Annotated in this window: 12 protein-coding genes; 10 read left to right on the forward strand and 2 right to left on the reverse strand. The window is 69.9% G+C overall.

Going from position 1 to position 15,485, the window contains the following annotated elements:
- The first annotated feature begins 39 nt into the window (after positions 1-39).
- Complete coding sequence (locus tag ACFXMV_RS06250; protein ID WP_378500320.1) at positions 40-1,536, forward strand: glutamate--cysteine ligase; 1,497 nt, start codon at positions 40-42, stop codon at positions 1,534-1,536.
- Positions 1,537-1,596: 60 nt separating this feature from the next.
- Complete coding sequence (locus ACFXMV_RS06255; protein ID WP_378500321.1) at positions 1,597-2,838, forward strand: saccharopine dehydrogenase family protein; 1,242 nt, start codon at positions 1,597-1,599, stop codon at positions 2,836-2,838.
- Here the strand turns inward: ACFXMV_RS06255 and ACFXMV_RS06260 are convergent.
- The gene (locus ACFXMV_RS06260; protein WP_378502767.1) at positions 2,819-3,532 is read right to left on the reverse strand and encodes a lysoplasmalogenase; all 714 of its coding nucleotides are present in this window, start codon (positions 3,530-3,532) and stop codon (positions 2,819-2,821) included. The two genes, ACFXMV_RS06255 and ACFXMV_RS06260, sit on opposite strands and share 20 nt — an antisense overlap.
- A gap of 77 nt (positions 3,533-3,609) precedes the next feature.
- Between ACFXMV_RS06260 and ACFXMV_RS06265 the strand changes: the two genes are divergently transcribed.
- Complete coding sequence (locus ACFXMV_RS06265; RefSeq protein ID WP_378499414.1) at positions 3,610-4,950, forward strand: CoA transferase; 1,341 nt, start codon at positions 3,610-3,612, stop codon at positions 4,948-4,950.
- Positions 4,951-4,974: 24 nt separating this feature from the next.
- On the opposite strand, the gene ACFXMV_RS06270 is transcribed toward ACFXMV_RS06265, so the two are convergent.
- Complete coding sequence (locus tag ACFXMV_RS06270; RefSeq protein WP_378499415.1) at positions 4,975-6,120, reverse strand: lipase family protein; 1,146 nt, start codon at positions 6,118-6,120, stop codon at positions 4,975-4,977.
- A gap of 144 nt (positions 6,121-6,264) precedes the next feature.
- Here ACFXMV_RS06270 and ACFXMV_RS06275 point away from each other — a divergent pair, with 144 nt between their 5' ends.
- The 7 genes from ACFXMV_RS06275 (at position 6,265) to ACFXMV_RS06305 (ending at position 15,466) form a co-directional block, all read left to right on the forward strand.
- On the forward strand, positions 6,265-6,735 hold the full coding sequence (locus ACFXMV_RS06275) for an OsmC family protein (protein ID WP_378499416.1): 471 nt from the start codon (positions 6,265-6,267) through the stop codon (positions 6,733-6,735).
- 1 nt (position 6,736) lies between these two features.
- Positions 6,737-7,798: a nucleoside hydrolase gene (locus tag ACFXMV_RS06280; protein WP_378499417.1), complete on the forward strand. Its 1,062-nt coding sequence runs from the start codon at positions 6,737-6,739 to the stop codon at positions 7,796-7,798.
- Positions 7,799-7,895: 97 nt separating this feature from the next.
- Entirely contained in the window at positions 7,896-8,669 is a 774-nt protein-coding gene (locus tag ACFXMV_RS06285; RefSeq protein WP_378499418.1) for a BPL-N domain-containing protein, read from the forward strand.
- Positions 8,670-8,774: 105 nt separating this feature from the next.
- Positions 8,775-12,776: a Pls/PosA family non-ribosomal peptide synthetase gene (locus ACFXMV_RS06290; RefSeq protein WP_378502768.1), complete on the forward strand. Its 4,002-nt coding sequence runs from the start codon at positions 8,775-8,777 to the stop codon at positions 12,774-12,776.
- Positions 12,773-13,450 carry a BPL-N domain-containing protein gene (locus ACFXMV_RS06295; protein WP_378499420.1) on the forward strand — a complete coding sequence of 226 codons (678 nt, stop codon included), beginning with the start codon at positions 12,773-12,775 and terminating at the stop codon, positions 13,448-13,450. The genes ACFXMV_RS06290 and ACFXMV_RS06295 overlap by 4 nt, the downstream gene beginning before the upstream one ends.
- Before the next feature lies 1 nt (position 13,451).
- Positions 13,452-14,699: a heparan-alpha-glucosaminide N-acetyltransferase domain-containing protein gene (locus ACFXMV_RS06300; protein WP_378499421.1), complete on the forward strand. Its 1,248-nt coding sequence runs from the start codon at positions 13,452-13,454 to the stop codon at positions 14,697-14,699.
- Positions 14,696-15,466 (forward strand): BPL-N domain-containing protein, encoded by a 771-nt coding sequence (locus tag ACFXMV_RS06305; protein ID WP_378502769.1) that lies wholly within the window; start codon positions 14,696-14,698, stop codon positions 15,464-15,466. The genes ACFXMV_RS06300 and ACFXMV_RS06305 overlap by 4 nt, the downstream gene beginning before the upstream one ends.
- Positions 15,467-15,485: the final 19 nt, after the last annotated feature.

The following is a 15,485-nucleotide window of genomic DNA, read 5'->3' on the forward strand; positions in this document are numbered from 1 at the left end:
ACTGACTCCAGGGCGTCAGCACCCGCCGAGGAGTACCCAATGGGCCACCAGGTGACACAGCGGAAGTTCACCCGCCAGGACCGGCAGGACTTCCGCGAGAAGGTGCAGATCTGTCTCGACGCCCTGGCCGGCCTCCTCGAGGATGCCGATGTCGAGGTGCCCACCCCGAAGATGGGCATGGAGATCGAGCTGAACCTGGTCGACGAGGACTGCGAGCCGGCGATGGTGAACGCCGCGGTGCTTGCCGACCTCGCGGGCCCGACGTATCAGTCGGAACTCGCGCAGTTCAACATCGAGATCAACGTCGACCCCCGGCCGCTGGCCGGTGCCAACCTCGCCGAGCTCGAGAACGACCTGCGTGCCTCGCTCGACCACGCGGATTCCCGCGCCCGCCGGTCGGGCGGCAGGCTCGCGATGATCGGAATCCTGCCCACCCTGCGCGAAGGGCATTTCGAGCAGAAGTGGATGTCGGCCGACACCCGGTACACCGTCCTGGATCAGCAGATCATCGCCGCGAAGGGCGAGGACATCGAGCTGAGCATCGCGGGAGTGCCGCTGCCGGGCCGCTCCACCGGCGAACACCTGACCACCTTCACGCCCACGATCCTCCCCGAGGCGGCATGCACCTCGGTCCAGTTGCACCTGCAGGTTTCCCCCGGTGCCTTCGCCGCGCACTGGAACGCGGCCCAGATGCTGGCCGGGATACAGGTGGTCCTCGCCGCCAATTCGCCCTTCTTCGTGGGTCGGGCGCTGTGGCACGAAACGCGGATCCCGTTGTTCGAGCAGGCAATCGACACCCGTCCACAGGAGCTCAAGAACCAGGGAGTCCGCCCGCGGGTGTGGTTCGGCGAGCGCTGGATCACGTCGATCTTCGACCTGTTCGAGGAGAACTCACGCTACTTTCCCGCGTTGCTCCCCGAGTGCACGCCGGAGGACCCGTTCGCGGTGGTCGCGTGCGGCGGAACCCCCGAACTCGCCGAGCTCATGATGCACAACGGCACCATCTATCGGTGGAACCGGCCGATCTATGACCCCACGGACGCGCGGGCACTTCTGCGCCTGGAGAACCGCGTGCTGCCCGCCGGGCCGACCATCCTCGACACCCTCGCCGACGCCGCGTTCTACTACGGCACGCTGTGCTCGCTCACCCGCTCCGGCCGGCCGCTGTGGACGCAGATGCCGTTCGCCGCCGCCGAGGAGAATCTGCGGGTGGGCGCGCTGAACGGATTCGACTCCGTGATGCACTGGCCCGAGATCGGTTCGGTGAGCCCGCAGGAACTGGTACAGCGCACGCTGCTTCCGATGGCGGATGCGGGACTCGAGGCGTTGGGGGTCGACGCCGCACTCCGCGACAGGTATCTGGGCGTGATCGAGGGCCGCTGCCGTGCAACCCGAAACGGATCGGTGTGGCAACGCGAGTGCGTGGCCAAGCGGGAACGGGCCGGGCAGTCGCGTGACGCCGCACTGAAGGCCATGCTGGGCGAGTATCTGGAGCGAATGCACTCGGGCGAGCCGGTGCACACGTGGAGCCGGTAGCACCCAGTGGTGCGTGGAGAGCATGTAGAGCCGGAGGCGTTCCGCGTAGGGTTCCGATACATGACCCGCACTCGTGATCTCGACGTCGTCGTTTACGGCGCCACCGGATTTGTCGGCAAGCTCACCGCGGAATACCTGGCCAGAAGCGCCCCGAGCAGCGCGCGGATCGGCCTCGCAGGCCGGTCCGAGGCCAAGCTCGAGAAGGTTCGATCCGAGCTCGGCCCCGCGGCGGCGCAGTGGCCGATCATCGTCGCGAATTCCGGCGATCCGGCCTCGCTGACCGCGCTCGCCGAGTCCACCCACGTCGTGGTCACCACGGTCGGCCCCTACGCCAAGTACGGCATCGACCTGGTCCGGGCCTGCGCCGAGTCGGGCACCGACTACGCCGACCTCAGCGGCGAGGTGCTGTTCGGCCGCGAGAGCATCGACAGGTACCACGATGTGGCGGTCACGTCCGGGGCCCGCATCGTGCATTCGTGCGGCTTCGACTCCATTCCCTCCGACATCGGCGTGCACGTCCTGCACCAGCGGGTCGCGGCCGACGGCGAGGGCGATCTCACCGACACCACACTGCTGGTCAGCTCGTGGCGGGGCGGCGTCAGCGGCGGCACCATCGACTCGATGCGGAACCTCATCGACACCGTCAAGGCCGACAAGTCCGCGCGCCGCGTGGCGGTGAACCCGTACTCCCTGAGCCCGGACCTCGCATCCGAACCCGACCTCGGTCGCCAGTCTGACGTCGAGATGCTCAAGGGCTCGGACATCGCGCCCGGCCTCCGCGGCCACACCGCTCCGTTCGTGATGGGATCGACGAACACCCGGGTGGTGCGCCGGAGCAACTCGCTGCGCAAGTGGGAGTACGGCCGCGCGTTCCGCTACCGCGAGGTGATGAGCGTCGGGCAGTCGGTGCTCTCCCCCGTGTTCGCGGCCGGAGTGTCCGCCGGCCTCGGCGCCCTCATGGCAGGCCTCGCGTTCGGCCCGACCCGGTACCTGCTGGACCGCATTCTGCCGAAGCCGGGCGAGGGCCCGAGCGAAAAGTCCCGCAACGCAGGCCACTTCACGGTGGACGTCTACACGACCACCAGCTCGGGCGCTCGGTACGTCTCCCGGATGCGCGCGAAGGGCGATCCGGGCTACGCCGCGACCGCGGTGATGCTCGGCGAGTCCGCCCTCGCACTCGCGCTCGATCGTGACGCGCTGCCCGACGTCGCGGGCGTGTTGACGCCAGCGACGGCGATCGGCGATGTGCTCGTCGAGCGGCTGCGGACCGCCGGTTTCGAGATCAGCGCGCGGCGGAACTAGCCGCGACGGGGTGGGGCTGCCGCGGGGCCCGCGCGGCAGCCAGCACACCGAGGATTATCAGCAGCTGCCCGGCGATGTAGGTCGACATGATGAGGAAGCCGGACGCGGGCGGGTTGAACCAGTCCGCGAAGGCGCCGAGGGCGATCATCGCGTCGGAAATGAGGAACAGCGCGCCGCCGATGGCGGCGATCCTTCCCAGCCCGGTGGAGAGCACCGCCATCGTGCCGAGGCAGATCCCGTAGATCAGCGCGGGGACGAACAGCGGTCCGGCACCCGGCGCGCAGGCGGCAACCAATCCCGCCACTGCGACCGCATAGCCGAGCACCTGCGGCCGGCGCAGCACACTCTCCCCGCGGTACGGCCAGAACGCGGCGATATAGGCGAGCTGGGCGAGCAGGAAGAACCCGATCATCACCAGGAAGGCGGTGTCGCCGTCGGCCAGGTCGGGCGCGGAGTCGCCGAGCCAGGACAGTCCGAGCGCGACCAGGGTCAGGTTGACCAGCCGTGACCTCGGAGCAGGCGCCGCCAGAAACAGGAAGGCCGCCAGCAACGGCATCAGCAGCCACTGACTGACGTTGGCCACGCCGTCGGCCTCGAAGAGTTGGGCCGCCAGGTGGACCACCGACACCGCGGCGAAGGCGGTCAGCGCAACGACGGCCTGGCGTCCGAGAGTCCGTGCGGGATCAACGATCATCGGGCCATATTAGTGCTTCGGGCGCGGGGCACCGCCGCTTCGAGCACGACGCACTGACCGGGGTATACGGTGCAGGAATGGCGTCCGCCGAGCTGCTGTGCACCGACTACGAGCACGGCTGCGCCCTGCCGAGCCATCCGGGCTCGATCGAGTACCCGCCCGCCGACGGCTACCTCGCCTCCAGGCTGCCGACCGCGGCCCTGGCCCTGGGGTCCGTCGGTGCGCTGGCCTCCGCCGTGAACCGTCTGCTTCTCGCGCGCGGGCGCGACCCGCATTGGTGGACCCTCGACTCGGAACGGGTCGCAGCCTCGTTCGCGGGCGACCGGATGATGCGAATCGACGGCGAGCCGGTCCCCGGTTTCGCACCGATGTCGGGATTCTTCGCCGCATCCGACGCGTGGGCCCGGACGCACGCGAACTACCCGCACCACCGCACCCGACTGCTGCGTGCACTGGACCTGTCCGAGGACGCCGATGCGGGCGTCCTCTCCTCCCGCATCGGCGAGCTGCCAGCGCAGGAGGTCGAGGATCGGGCCGCCGAGTCGGGTGCGATCGCCGCGCGGCTGCGCACCGAGACCGAGTGGGCCGACCACCCGCAGGGCATCGCGTCCGGGGCCGGACCGATCGTCCGGATGGAGGTGAGCGCCGCCGGGACGTTCGACGGACCGACGCCGATCGCCACGGATCCGTCGCGGCCGCTGGCGGGGTTGCGGGTGCTGGATCTGACGCGAGTGCTGGCGGGTCCGGTCGCGGGCAGGGCGCTCGCGCTGCTCGGCGCTCAGGTGCTGCGGATCGATCCACCCCATTTACACGAGATCGACTGGCAGCACCGGGATACCGGGCAGGGCAAGCGGTCGGCGCTGCTCGACCTCGCCACCGCGGAGGGCGCCGCAGGCATTCATGCCCTGCTGGTCACCGCGGACGTCCTGCTCACCGGGTATCGCCCCGGCTCCCTCGACCGGTTCGGGCTGAGGGAGGTGCGCCCCGGCCTGATCTCCGGCAGCGTCAGCGCCTGGGGAACCGAGGGACCGTGGGCACAACGCCGTGGCTTCGATTCCATCGTGCAGGCGGCTACCGGAATCTCGCTGATCGAGGGCGCCGAGCGCCCGGGTGCGCTGCCGGTGCAGGCGCTCGACCACGCCAGCGGATACCTGCTCGCGGCCGGCGTCGTCGACGCACTGACGCTGCGGCGCACCGACGGCCGCGGTAGGGCGGTGTCGGTGTCACTGGCCCGCACGGCACGCTGGCTGCTCGACGCACCCGGCCGTGTGCGCGATCCGTCGCCCCCGCGAGAGCCGAGCCCCGGCATGGCTGTCACCCACGGCGCGGTCACCGCGGCCAGGCCGCCGCTGCCCGGGTACGGGCAGTATCCCTTTCCCGCGCACGACTGGGGCACCGATGCGCCGCACTGGATTTGAGTGCGGAGGGACCGCGCGGGAGGACTAGCGGACGGCCAGGATCTCGCCCAGGTACGGCAGCAGGACCGGCCAGGACGCGTCGATGATCCCGGCGTGGTCGGTCTGATAGGTCTCGAACCGGTACCGCGTGCCTGCCGCCTGGAACTCGGCGAGCAACGCCGCCGTCAGTGGGACGGGCACGGTGGTGTCGACGTAACCGTGGGTGAGGAGAATCGGCTGCCGGTACCCGGCCACCGGAACGGCCATGTAGTCGGCGAGCCTGCGCGCGAACTCCGGATCGAGCAGCGGCTTGTTGACCAGTGCGCCGAGCAAAAGCCCCTTGGCCGCCTCGGCCCACTCCGGTTCGCAGAGTGTCTGGAGACGGTCGACGAGCCGGACACCGGCCGGAGTCAGGTAGGAGTCGACGTCGAAATCCGGTTGCGCCAGGCGCAATCCGCCGACCGCGGCAGCGAACTGTGCGGTGATGCCCTCGAGTCCGGGGACCTCGGGCACGTACGGGCCGACGAGGGTGAATGCCTTCTCGATGTTCGTGGCGGGCGCGAGCGCAGCGGTGCCGCGGAAATCGAGCTCCGGCGCGCGAGCAGAGGCGATGTTGCCCGTGGAGAGCGCGGCGTGACCGCCCTGGGACACCCCGGCGACAGCCCAGCGAGGCGCGAGGTCACCTGTCACGGCGCGAGCGGCGCGAACCAGGTCGACGGTCGCTGCGGCCTCCGTGCTGGTCTGCAGGTACGGGTGCGGAGTTTGAGCGTTGGCGCCGAGGCCGATGTAGTCGGGCACCACGACGGCGTAGCCCTGGCCCAGCAGAGTCGTGGTGATCTCCTCGTCCGGACCGGCGGTCGGCCTCGACGTCGGCCCGCAGTCGCGTCCGAGACCGCTCGTCCCGTGATCCCAGGCGATGACGGGCCAGCCCCCGGCAGGCGCGGAGCCCGCGGGCAGCAGTACCGCACCGGAGGTGTTCGCCGGGGCACCGGTGGGTCCGTCGGTGACGTACTCGACGAGCCAGGCGCGGTCAGCGCCGCCCCATCCGGACGGCAGCGCTCGCGACGACGTCATCGTCCCCTGCGTCGCGGCGACGACGCCAGGGGGAACCGACGCACTTGCTGCGGCGGTGGGCACCGCCGCGACAGCGACGGCCACCACCACTGCGGCAATCCTGCCCGTTCTACGCATTCCGCTTCAGTCCTCCCGGTTGGATACCTCCGAGAATCCCCGGACCCGTCGATCCTCTCGACGACGGCACAGGCAGTCAACACGACTGCCCGTGCGGTGCCCGTCAGTAGCACTGAACGGCACCGGAACTGAGAGGATGGGGTCGTGCGGGATCACCACTACGAACTCACCGTCACCTGGACCGGGAATCACGGAACGGGTACAACCGACCCGCGCTCCTACGGTCGCGAGCACATCGTCACCGCGGACGGTAAGCCAGACCTGCAGGGCAGTTCGGATCCGTCGTTCCGGGGCGACCCCGCGCGCTGGAACCCGGAGGAGCTGCTGGTCGCCGCCCTCTCGCAGTGCCACATGCTCTGGTTCCTGAACCTCGCCGCCCTCACGGGTGTGGTGGTGACTGACTACGTAGACCGCCCCACCGGCACAATGACCGAAGAGTCCGGCGGGGCAGGACAGTTCGCGGTCGTCCTGCTGCGCCCGGCGGTGACGGTGGCGGCCGCGGACATGCTCCCGAGACTCGAGGAGCTGCACACTGCGGCCCACGAAAAGTGCTTCATCGCCCGCTCTGTGAACTTTCCCGTGCACCACCAGCCCACCGCACTCGTGGAGGCGTGAGATGACTCGGGCTGAGAAATCAGGGCCTGGCGTGCCCACCGTCCCGTTGATCCTCGATGTGGACACCGGCATCGACGATTCGCTCGCGCTCCTGTACCTGCTCGCGAGCCCGGAAGCGGACATCCTCACCATCGCCAGTACCGGCGGTAACGTGCCGGTCGCGCAGGTGGCCGCGAACAACCTGGCGTGGCTGGATCTGTGCGGACGGCTGGACATCGAGGTCACTCTGGGATCGCCGACGCCGCTCAAGGAGCCCCTGCGCACCACCGAGGACACCCACGGACCGCAGGGCATCGGCTACGCGGAGCTGCCGCCGTCGCCGCGTCGGCCATCGTCTCGTAGCTCCGCGCAGGCCTGGGTCGACATCGCGCGGGAGCGTCCAGGCGAGGTAACCGGGCTGGTCACGGGACCGCTCACCAACCTCGCCCTCGCGCTCCGGCTCGAACCCGAACTCCCGCACCTGATCCGGCGCCTGGTGGTGATGGGCGGGGCCTTCAACCATCCCGGCAACACCACCCCGACCTCCGAGTGGAACATCTCGGTGGACCCGGAGGCCGCCCACGAGGTCTTTGACGCGTTCTCCGTGGTTCCGGCCGACCGCCGACCACTGATCTGCCCGCTCGACGTCACCGAGACGATCGAGATGCGCCCGGGGCACCTGCGCCGTCTCGCCGAGGTCGCGGGCAGCGACCCCGCGGAGCTCATCACCGAACAGGATCCGCCCGGCACCCGCTCGGGCACATCGAATCCCGTCGTGCGCCACCTGTCGGACGCGGTGCGGTTCTACCTCGAATTCCATCGGGACCACGGCCAGGGTTTCCTCGCGCACATGCACGACCCGTTCGCGGCAGCCCTCGCGCTGAACCCCGGCCTGGCCGTGACCCGGCAGGCGACCGTGGACGTCGAACTCGCTGGCACCCTCACCCGCGGCACCACCGTCGCCGACTGGACCGGCATGTGGGGCCGAGAACCGAACGCGGACATCGCCGTCGGCACCGACCCGGTCGCGTTCTTCGACCACCTCATCGACCGGGTGGGCCGCTTCGCCGCGACGGTGCGATGACTCCGACACAGGCGAAAAGGTCCCCGGCGTGACATCGGTCACGTTGTAGCGTCGGGCTCACACCGGGCAGGGAGCGGTGGCGAGCGAAAGGTCTGAAATGATCGATCGACGACGGTTTCTCATCGGCGCTGCCGCAGCGGGCGTGCTGACCCAATTGCCGACACTCGCCGTCGCGAGCGCGCAGTCGGTATCGCCAACACAGACCCAACCATTGGCGCTTGTGTACCGGGGCCCGGCATCCCTACCGGGGTGTCCCGAATCCGTCGCGGCCCTGTTGCAGAGCGCGCCGCGCCCGTTCCGCACCGCCTTCGTCGGGCCAAGGGAGAAGCTGAAGATCACCCCCAGCGTCCTCAGTGGCGCGGCGGTCTACGCGCAACCGGGCGGGAGCAGCCTGAGCTCCGCATGGTCGACGATGGGCCAGTACGCGGACACCATTCGCTCGTGGGTCGCGGGGGGCGGCAGCTACCTCGGCTTCTGCCTTGGCGGGTACCTCGCGGGCGCGACGCCCGGGTTCAACCTGCTGCCGGGCGACACCTGGCAGTACATCACCGCGTCCAATGCGACCGTGAAGTCCACTGCGTCGACACGGATCACGGTGCGGTGGCGCGGCATCGATCGCGTCATGTACTTCCAGGACGGCCCGGCATTCGCACTCAACCCGGTGAACAACGCGAACGTCATCGCCACCTACCTCGGTGGGCAGCCCGCGGCGCTGGTCACCGGCTACGGAAACGGCCGGGTCGGCGTGGTCGGCCCGCACCCCGAGGCGGACTCGAGTTGGTTCACCGACGAGGGGCTCGACCCGACGGATGCGATCCACCCCGAGTTGGGCCACGACCTCATCGAGACAACGGTTTACGGGCCCCGCTAGATGTGACGTCCCCTACTTTGTGATCAGCATTTGCCCAACCCGTGCTTCGATATCCGCTTGTTGAGGTCATGGTCGCCGAGCGCGGCTGTCAAGTGGGGGTAAGCATTGCGGGGAGAACACGGACGCCCCCTGCCCTGGGTTCTACCCGAAGATATCGATCGCGGCATCGACGCTTTCTCGCCGCACCGGCTGCGGCGGCTCAACCATGTCTTCGAGGACGCCTGCGATCGGACTCCGTGGGCCATCGCCCTCGAGTGCGGATCCGACCTACTGACCTATGAGCTGCTCGAACGCCGCGCCAACCAACTGGCCCACCAGCTGACCGTCTCCGGCGCGGGAGTCGGTGCGCGGGTGGCGATCCTCCTCGAACGCTCGCCCGAGACGTACATCGCCCTTCTCGCCGTGCTCAAGGCGGGCGCCGCGTTCGTGCCGATCGACCCGGCCTCTCCCGCCGAGCGGATCGGGTACATCACCGCGGACGCGGGCGTCGATCTGGTGCTGACCTCCAGCGCATTCGCCCAGGCCCTCGCGTCACTCGGCACGGTCGCGTGGTTCGAGCTCGACACGTCGGCAGCGGACGTGGCCGCCCAGCCGACCGGCCGCCTGGAACTCGAGGTCGCACACCGGGATCCGGCCGCCTACATCATCTACACCTCCGGCTCCACCGGACGTCCCAAGGGCGTCGAGGTGGCGCAGTCGAGCATCTGCAACTTCCTCGACATCGTGCCAACGGTCTACGACGTCCGGCCCACCGACCGTGTCTATCAGGGCATGACCATTTCCTTCGACTTCTCCATCGAGGAGATCTGGCCGACATGGGCGGTCGGTGCGACGATCGTCGCAGGCCCGACCGACTCCCGGCGCCTCGGCGGCGAGCTCGCCGATTTCCTCGACCAGCGCGCGGTCACCGTCCTCTACTGCGTGCCGACCTTGCTGGCGACCATCCCCCGCGAGCTCCCCGGGCTCCGGAGCATCATGGTTGGCGGCGAGGCCTGCCCACGCGAACTCGTCGAGCGGTGGGGCCGCCCCGGCCGTCGGATCCTGAACACCTACGGCCCGACCGAGGCAACCGTCACCGCCACCTGGTGTGAGCTGGTGCCAGGACGGCCGGTGACGATCGGTCGCCCCCTCCCCACGTACTCCGTGGTGATCCTCGACGAGGAGCGGTACCCCGTGGCCGACGGCGAGGTCGGCGAGATCTGCATCGGCGGCCCCGGCGTCGCTCGCGGTTACGTCGGCCGCCCCGACCTCACCGCGGAGCGTTTTCTCTCGCATCCCTTCGCCGGAGGCACCGGCAGGCTGTACCGGACCGGCGACCTCGGCAGGATCACCGACGACGGCGAGATCGAGTACCTGGGCCGGGCGGACAGCGAGGTGAAGATCCGCGGCCACCGGGTGGACCTGGGAGAGATCGAGAGCGTCCTGCTCGAGGACCCGGCGGTGGCGAGCAGCGTGGTCGCGCTGGTGTCGGTGGCAGGCATCGAGCAGCTCGCCGCGTTCATGGTCCTACGGTCGGAGGCTCAGCCGGGCGATCACGCCGAGCTGATCGAACGCCTGCACGCCGAGGCCCACTCGCGGCTGCCGGATTACATGGTGCCGACCTTCGTCGACGTGGTCGACGAGTTGCCGATGATGCCGAGCGGCAAGGTGGACCGCGCCCGGCTGCCCGCGCCGAGCGGCCGCCGGCTGGCCGTTGCGACGGGGCCGGTCGTCGCGCCGTCGTCGGAACGCGAGCACCAGCTGCGGGCGTTGTGGGCCGAGCTGCTCGGACTCGAGGTCGACGACCTCTCGGTCGACGCCAACTTCTTCACCGACCTCGGCGGGCACTCCCTCGCAGCCGCCCAGTTGGCCTCGCTGCTGCGCGAGCGCGGGGTCGACGCCGGCCTCGGTATCCGGGACATCTACGAGCATCCGAGCGTTCGCGCGCTGGCCGCCCATCTCGGAACGTCTGGGCCCACGAACCCGCCGCCGGCACCGCCGGTCGAGGCCCGCCCACCGCAGTCGGCGTCGGGCAGGCGGGTGGCGGGTGCAGGCACCGTGCAGGCCCTGTTCCTGCTCTTCGTCCTGCTGGTCGTCACGCTGCCGGTGGCGATCGTCTACCGCCTGCATCACGGGCAGCCGTCCGTCGCGGCGCTCGTGGATCTGCTCATCGCGACCGTTCCCACCTATCTCCTGGTCCGGTGGGTGCTGCCGGTGGTGCTGGCACGCCCGCTCAGCGCGGGGATCCGGCCGGGGAACTATCCGCTGTGGGGCGTCACCTACCTGCGGCTGTGGATGGTCGAGCACCTGATCATGCTCTCGCCGATGCCGGTCCTCAGCGGGTCTCCCGTGATGGCACCGTTCCTCCGTGCGCTCGGCGCCACGGTGGGCCGCGACTGTCACATCGGCACCAGCGCGGTGCCCTATCCGGCCCTGGTCACCATCGGCGACGGCGCCTCCATCGGCTACAACACCGACATCCGGCCGTGGCACGTCGTGGACGGCTGGGTGCTGGTGGAGCCGGTGACGATCGGGGCACACAGCTTCGTCGCCGCCAACTGCGCCCTCGAACCAGGCGCGACCGTCGGCACCGGTTCCCTGCTCGGGGAGCAGTCCGTGCTCAGCCGGGGGCGGCAGGTTCCGGACGGCCAGCGGTGGATCGGGTCGCCGCCGACCGAGGTGGCCGCGCTCGACACCACCGTCGAGGCCATGGTTCGCCGCGGGCCGGGACCCCGCTGGTCCACCGGACTCCTGATCACCATCCTCGGCGCTCTCGCCGCGCTCGAGCTGATCGCGATCGCCACCATCGTGCCCAGCCTGGTCCTCGTCTGGGCGGTGCTGCTCGAGTTCGGGATGATCGCCGGGCTCCTCGCCACGCTCGTGTCCGGGCCCGTCTACGTGCTCGCGGTCTGCCTGGCCGTCGCCGGGGGCAAGCGCCTGGTCCTGCCGAACCTGCCGCCGGGCCTGCACGATGCCAACTCGGGCCTCGGCATCCGGAAGTGGTTCGCGGACAAGTTGTTCGAGATGAGCCTGAACTACATCAACTCCCTCTACGCCACTCTCTACACCGCGCCGTGGTTGCGCCTGCTCGGCGCGCGCGTGGGCCGGGGCGCCGAGGTCTCGACGGCCGCGCACATCGACCCCGACCTGCTGACCATCGGCGCGGAGAGTTTCGTGGCGGACATGGCCACGCTCGGTGGGTCCACGTTCTGCAACGGCCGGATGTCCTTCGAACGGACCGAGGTCGGTACCCGCGCGTTCGTGGGCAACGCCGCCGTCCTGCCAAGCGGCACCAGGACCGGGGACGGTTCACTGGTCGGGGTGCTCACGGTCCCTCCGGTCGAGGGCATCCCCCCCAGCTCGTCGTGGCTGGGTTCTCCTGCGATCTATCTGCCCACGCGCCAAGACAGCGGCGAGTACGCGGAGGCGGAGACGTTCCGCCCCACACGGCGGCTGATCGCGCATCGCCTGTGGATCGAGTTCTTCCGGATCACGCTGCCTCCCACCGTGGTCGGCGTCAGCCTGTACGTGTACCTGCTGGGACTCTCGCTGATCGCCCGAAGCACGTCGATGACGGTGACCATCGTCTCCGCTCCCCTGCTCGCGGTCGGCACCGCGTTGGGAGTAGTTCTGTACGTGTCGGCGGTGAAGCGGAACATGGTCGGCGTCTACCGCCCCCGGGTCGAGCCACTGTGGGCGACGTTCGTCCGCCGGTCCGAATTCGCCACCGGCATGTACGAGGCCGCCGCGGTTCCCGTGCTGCTGAGCCAGCTGACGGGAACCCCGTTCCTCGCCTCGGCCCTGCGCAGCTTCGGCGCCGACATCGGCAAGCGCGCGTGGATCGGCACCACCTACCTCACCGAATTCGACCTGGTGCACATCGGCGACGACGCCACCATCGGCACGGGAGTCTCGTTGCAGACGCATCTCTTCGAGGACCGGGTGATGAAGATGTCCACGGTGACGGTCGGTAACAGGGCAACCGTCGGCACCCGATCGATCGTCCTCTACGACGCGTCGGTCGGAGAGGGCGCGGAGCTCGACGCGCTCTCGCTGCTGATGAAGGGCGAGCAGCTGCCTCCGAACTCGCGATGGCACGGCATTCCCGCACAGGCTGTGCGCCCGTGAGGCACGGATCCGCGCGACCGTTGGCCCTCGTCTACCGCGGCGGGGCGACGCTGCCCGGCTGCCCGGAGTCGGTGGCCGCGTTGCTGGGTCGCAGCCGATGGGATTTCGACGTCCGTTTCGTCGGCCCGCGGGAGGATCTCGCGATCACCCCGGATGTCCTTCGCGCCGCGGCGATCTACGCCCAACCGGGCGGGGCGACTCTTACGCCTGCCTGGCGCCGCTTGCGCAGGCACCGCCACACCGTCCGTGACTACGTGGCGGGTGGTGGTCGCTACCTCGGGTTCTGTCTGGGCGGCTACCTGGCGGGCGCGACGCCGGGATTCGCCCTGATTCCCGGTGACACCGACCAGTACATCGCGTCAGAGCGGGCCACCGTGCGCGGCACCGGGGCCACCGTCGTCGATGTGCGGTGGCGCGGCGTCGATCGCCCGCTCTACTTTCAGGACGGCCCGTTGTTCGACGTGACACGCAGCGCCGAGGGCCTGGACGTGATCGCGTTGTACCCGAACGGAGAGATCGCTGCGATGACAGCACCTTTCGGCATGGGCCGTGTCGGGGTGGTGGGTCCGCACCCGGAGGCGGACGACTCCTGGTTCGCCGACTCAGGTCTGCGCGCGCCCGCCGACACCGGACTGTCCGCCGGGCTCGACCTCATCGATGCCGTGATGCGCTGACATGAGTCACAGAGTCGACCACGCACCCGCCGCCCCCGCCAGGCCCGGACGCGGGCCTTCGTCCCGACTGATCGGTGTCGACGTCACCCGCGGACTCGCGATCCTCGGGATGGTGGCCGTGCACTCTCTCGAAAGCATCACCGACTCCGGCCGCCCCACCTGGACGTTCTCGCTCGCCGCCGGGCGCTCCGCGGCGATCTTCGCGGTGCTCGCGGGCGTCAGCATCGCGTTCATCTCCGGACGCAGGCAACGGAAGCGGGGCGCGCGCTCGACGGGCATCGCGGCCTCCCTGCTCGCAAGGGCCGTGGTGATCGGACTGATCGGACTGCTACTCGGATACACCGATCCCGAGTACGGCACCGTGATCCTGACCTACTACGCGGTGATGTTCGTCCTTGCGGTGCCGCTGATCTACCTCGGCACCCGGACGCTTGTCGGCGTCGCGATCGCGACGGGCGTGCTGGCACCGGTGTTGAGCCACGCGGTTCGTACCGGGTTGCCCGATCCGATTCTCGAGCAGCTGTCCTTCAGCGCGGTCCTCCGGCAGCCGCTGGACGTGCTGTGGACCCTCACCCTCACCGGCGAATATCCGGCCGTCGTCTGGATGGCATACCTGAGCACGGGACTGGTGGTCGGCAGGCTGACGCTGTCCTCGATGCGGACCGCGACGCGCCTGCTCGCCACCGGGACGGCGCTGATGATCTGTTCGGCCGCGTTGTCCTGGGCGGCGCTGCACGCCTTCGGCGGATTCGCGAGCATCCAACGGGCCGCCGAGGCGGAGACCGTGACCGAGATACTGATCTTCGGCGCCGACGGCACCGTGCCCACCGGCACCTGGTGGTGGCTCGCGGTCAACGGCCCCCACACCGGGACTCCGCTCGACCTGATGGCGACGATCGGCAGTTCCCTCGCGGTCCTCGGGGCCGCGCTGCTGCTCGGCCATGTCGCACAGCCGTTCTGGTCCGGCGTGATCCGGGTGGTGTACGCACCGCTCGCCGCGGTGGGCACGCTGTCGCTCACCGTCTACGTCGGGCACATCATGTTCGTGAACTCGGACTTCGACATGTACGAGCCGGTCTCCGGCTATGTCCGCCAGGTGGTGACGATGTCGGCCCTCGCCCTCGCCTGGCACGCCACCGCAGGCCGGGGACCGCTCGAGGGCCTGGTGACCGCCGTGACCACCCGGGTCCGCCGGTACACCGAGAACCGTGTGAACCGCGGCGGCAACGACGTCGGGCCGGCCGCGTGAGCAGGGTGTGGACCAGGCCGGTCGGCAGGCGCGGGTTCCTGATCGGGGCGGGATCCATCGGACTCGCGGCCGGCCTCACCGGCTACGGCCTGCTCCGGGAACGACCGGACGACCGGCCACTGGCACTGGTGTACCGCGGCCCCGCGGCCAGCCCCGGCTGCCCCGAGGCCGTCGCGCACCTGCTCGAGACCGCGCCATCACCGCTGCGGGCCGTGTTCTGCGGGCCGGACGAACAGGTCCAACTCACCGCGGAATCGCTGTCCCATGCGGTCGTCTATGCGCAGCCCGGCGGCGGCACGGTCGGTCCGGCATGGCGCCGGATGCGCGCGCACACCGACGACATCCGCGCATTCGTCCGCGGCGGCGGCAACTACCTCGGATTCTGCCTTGGCGCCTACCTGGCGGGCGCCGATCACGGATTCGGTCTCCTCGCAGGGGAAGTCGGCCGGTACATCGACACCGAAGACGCCGAGGTCGACGACACGGACAGCACCGTCCTCGAGATCGACTGGCGCGATGAGCGACGGCACATGTTCTTCCAGGACGGCCCGCTGTTCACTCCCGGCAGCGGCGACACGGTCCTCGCGCGGTACCAGACAGGGGCTGTCGCCGCGATGATCGCCGGGTACGGCGCGGGCCGGGTGGGGGTGGTCGGCCCGCACCCGGAGGCGGACAGCACCTGGTACACCGGCCCCGGGCTCAGCAACCCCGACGGGATCGAGTTCGACCTCGGTCACGACCTGGTCGCGACCACCCTGCAGCGCTGACGCGCCTGTGCGTGATTTG

It is taken from the genome of Rhodococcus sp. NPDC059179, assembly GCF_042754885.1.
In the GTDB taxonomy this organism is placed as follows: domain Bacteria; phylum Actinomycetota; class Actinomycetes; order Mycobacteriales; family Mycobacteriaceae; genus Rhodococcus_G.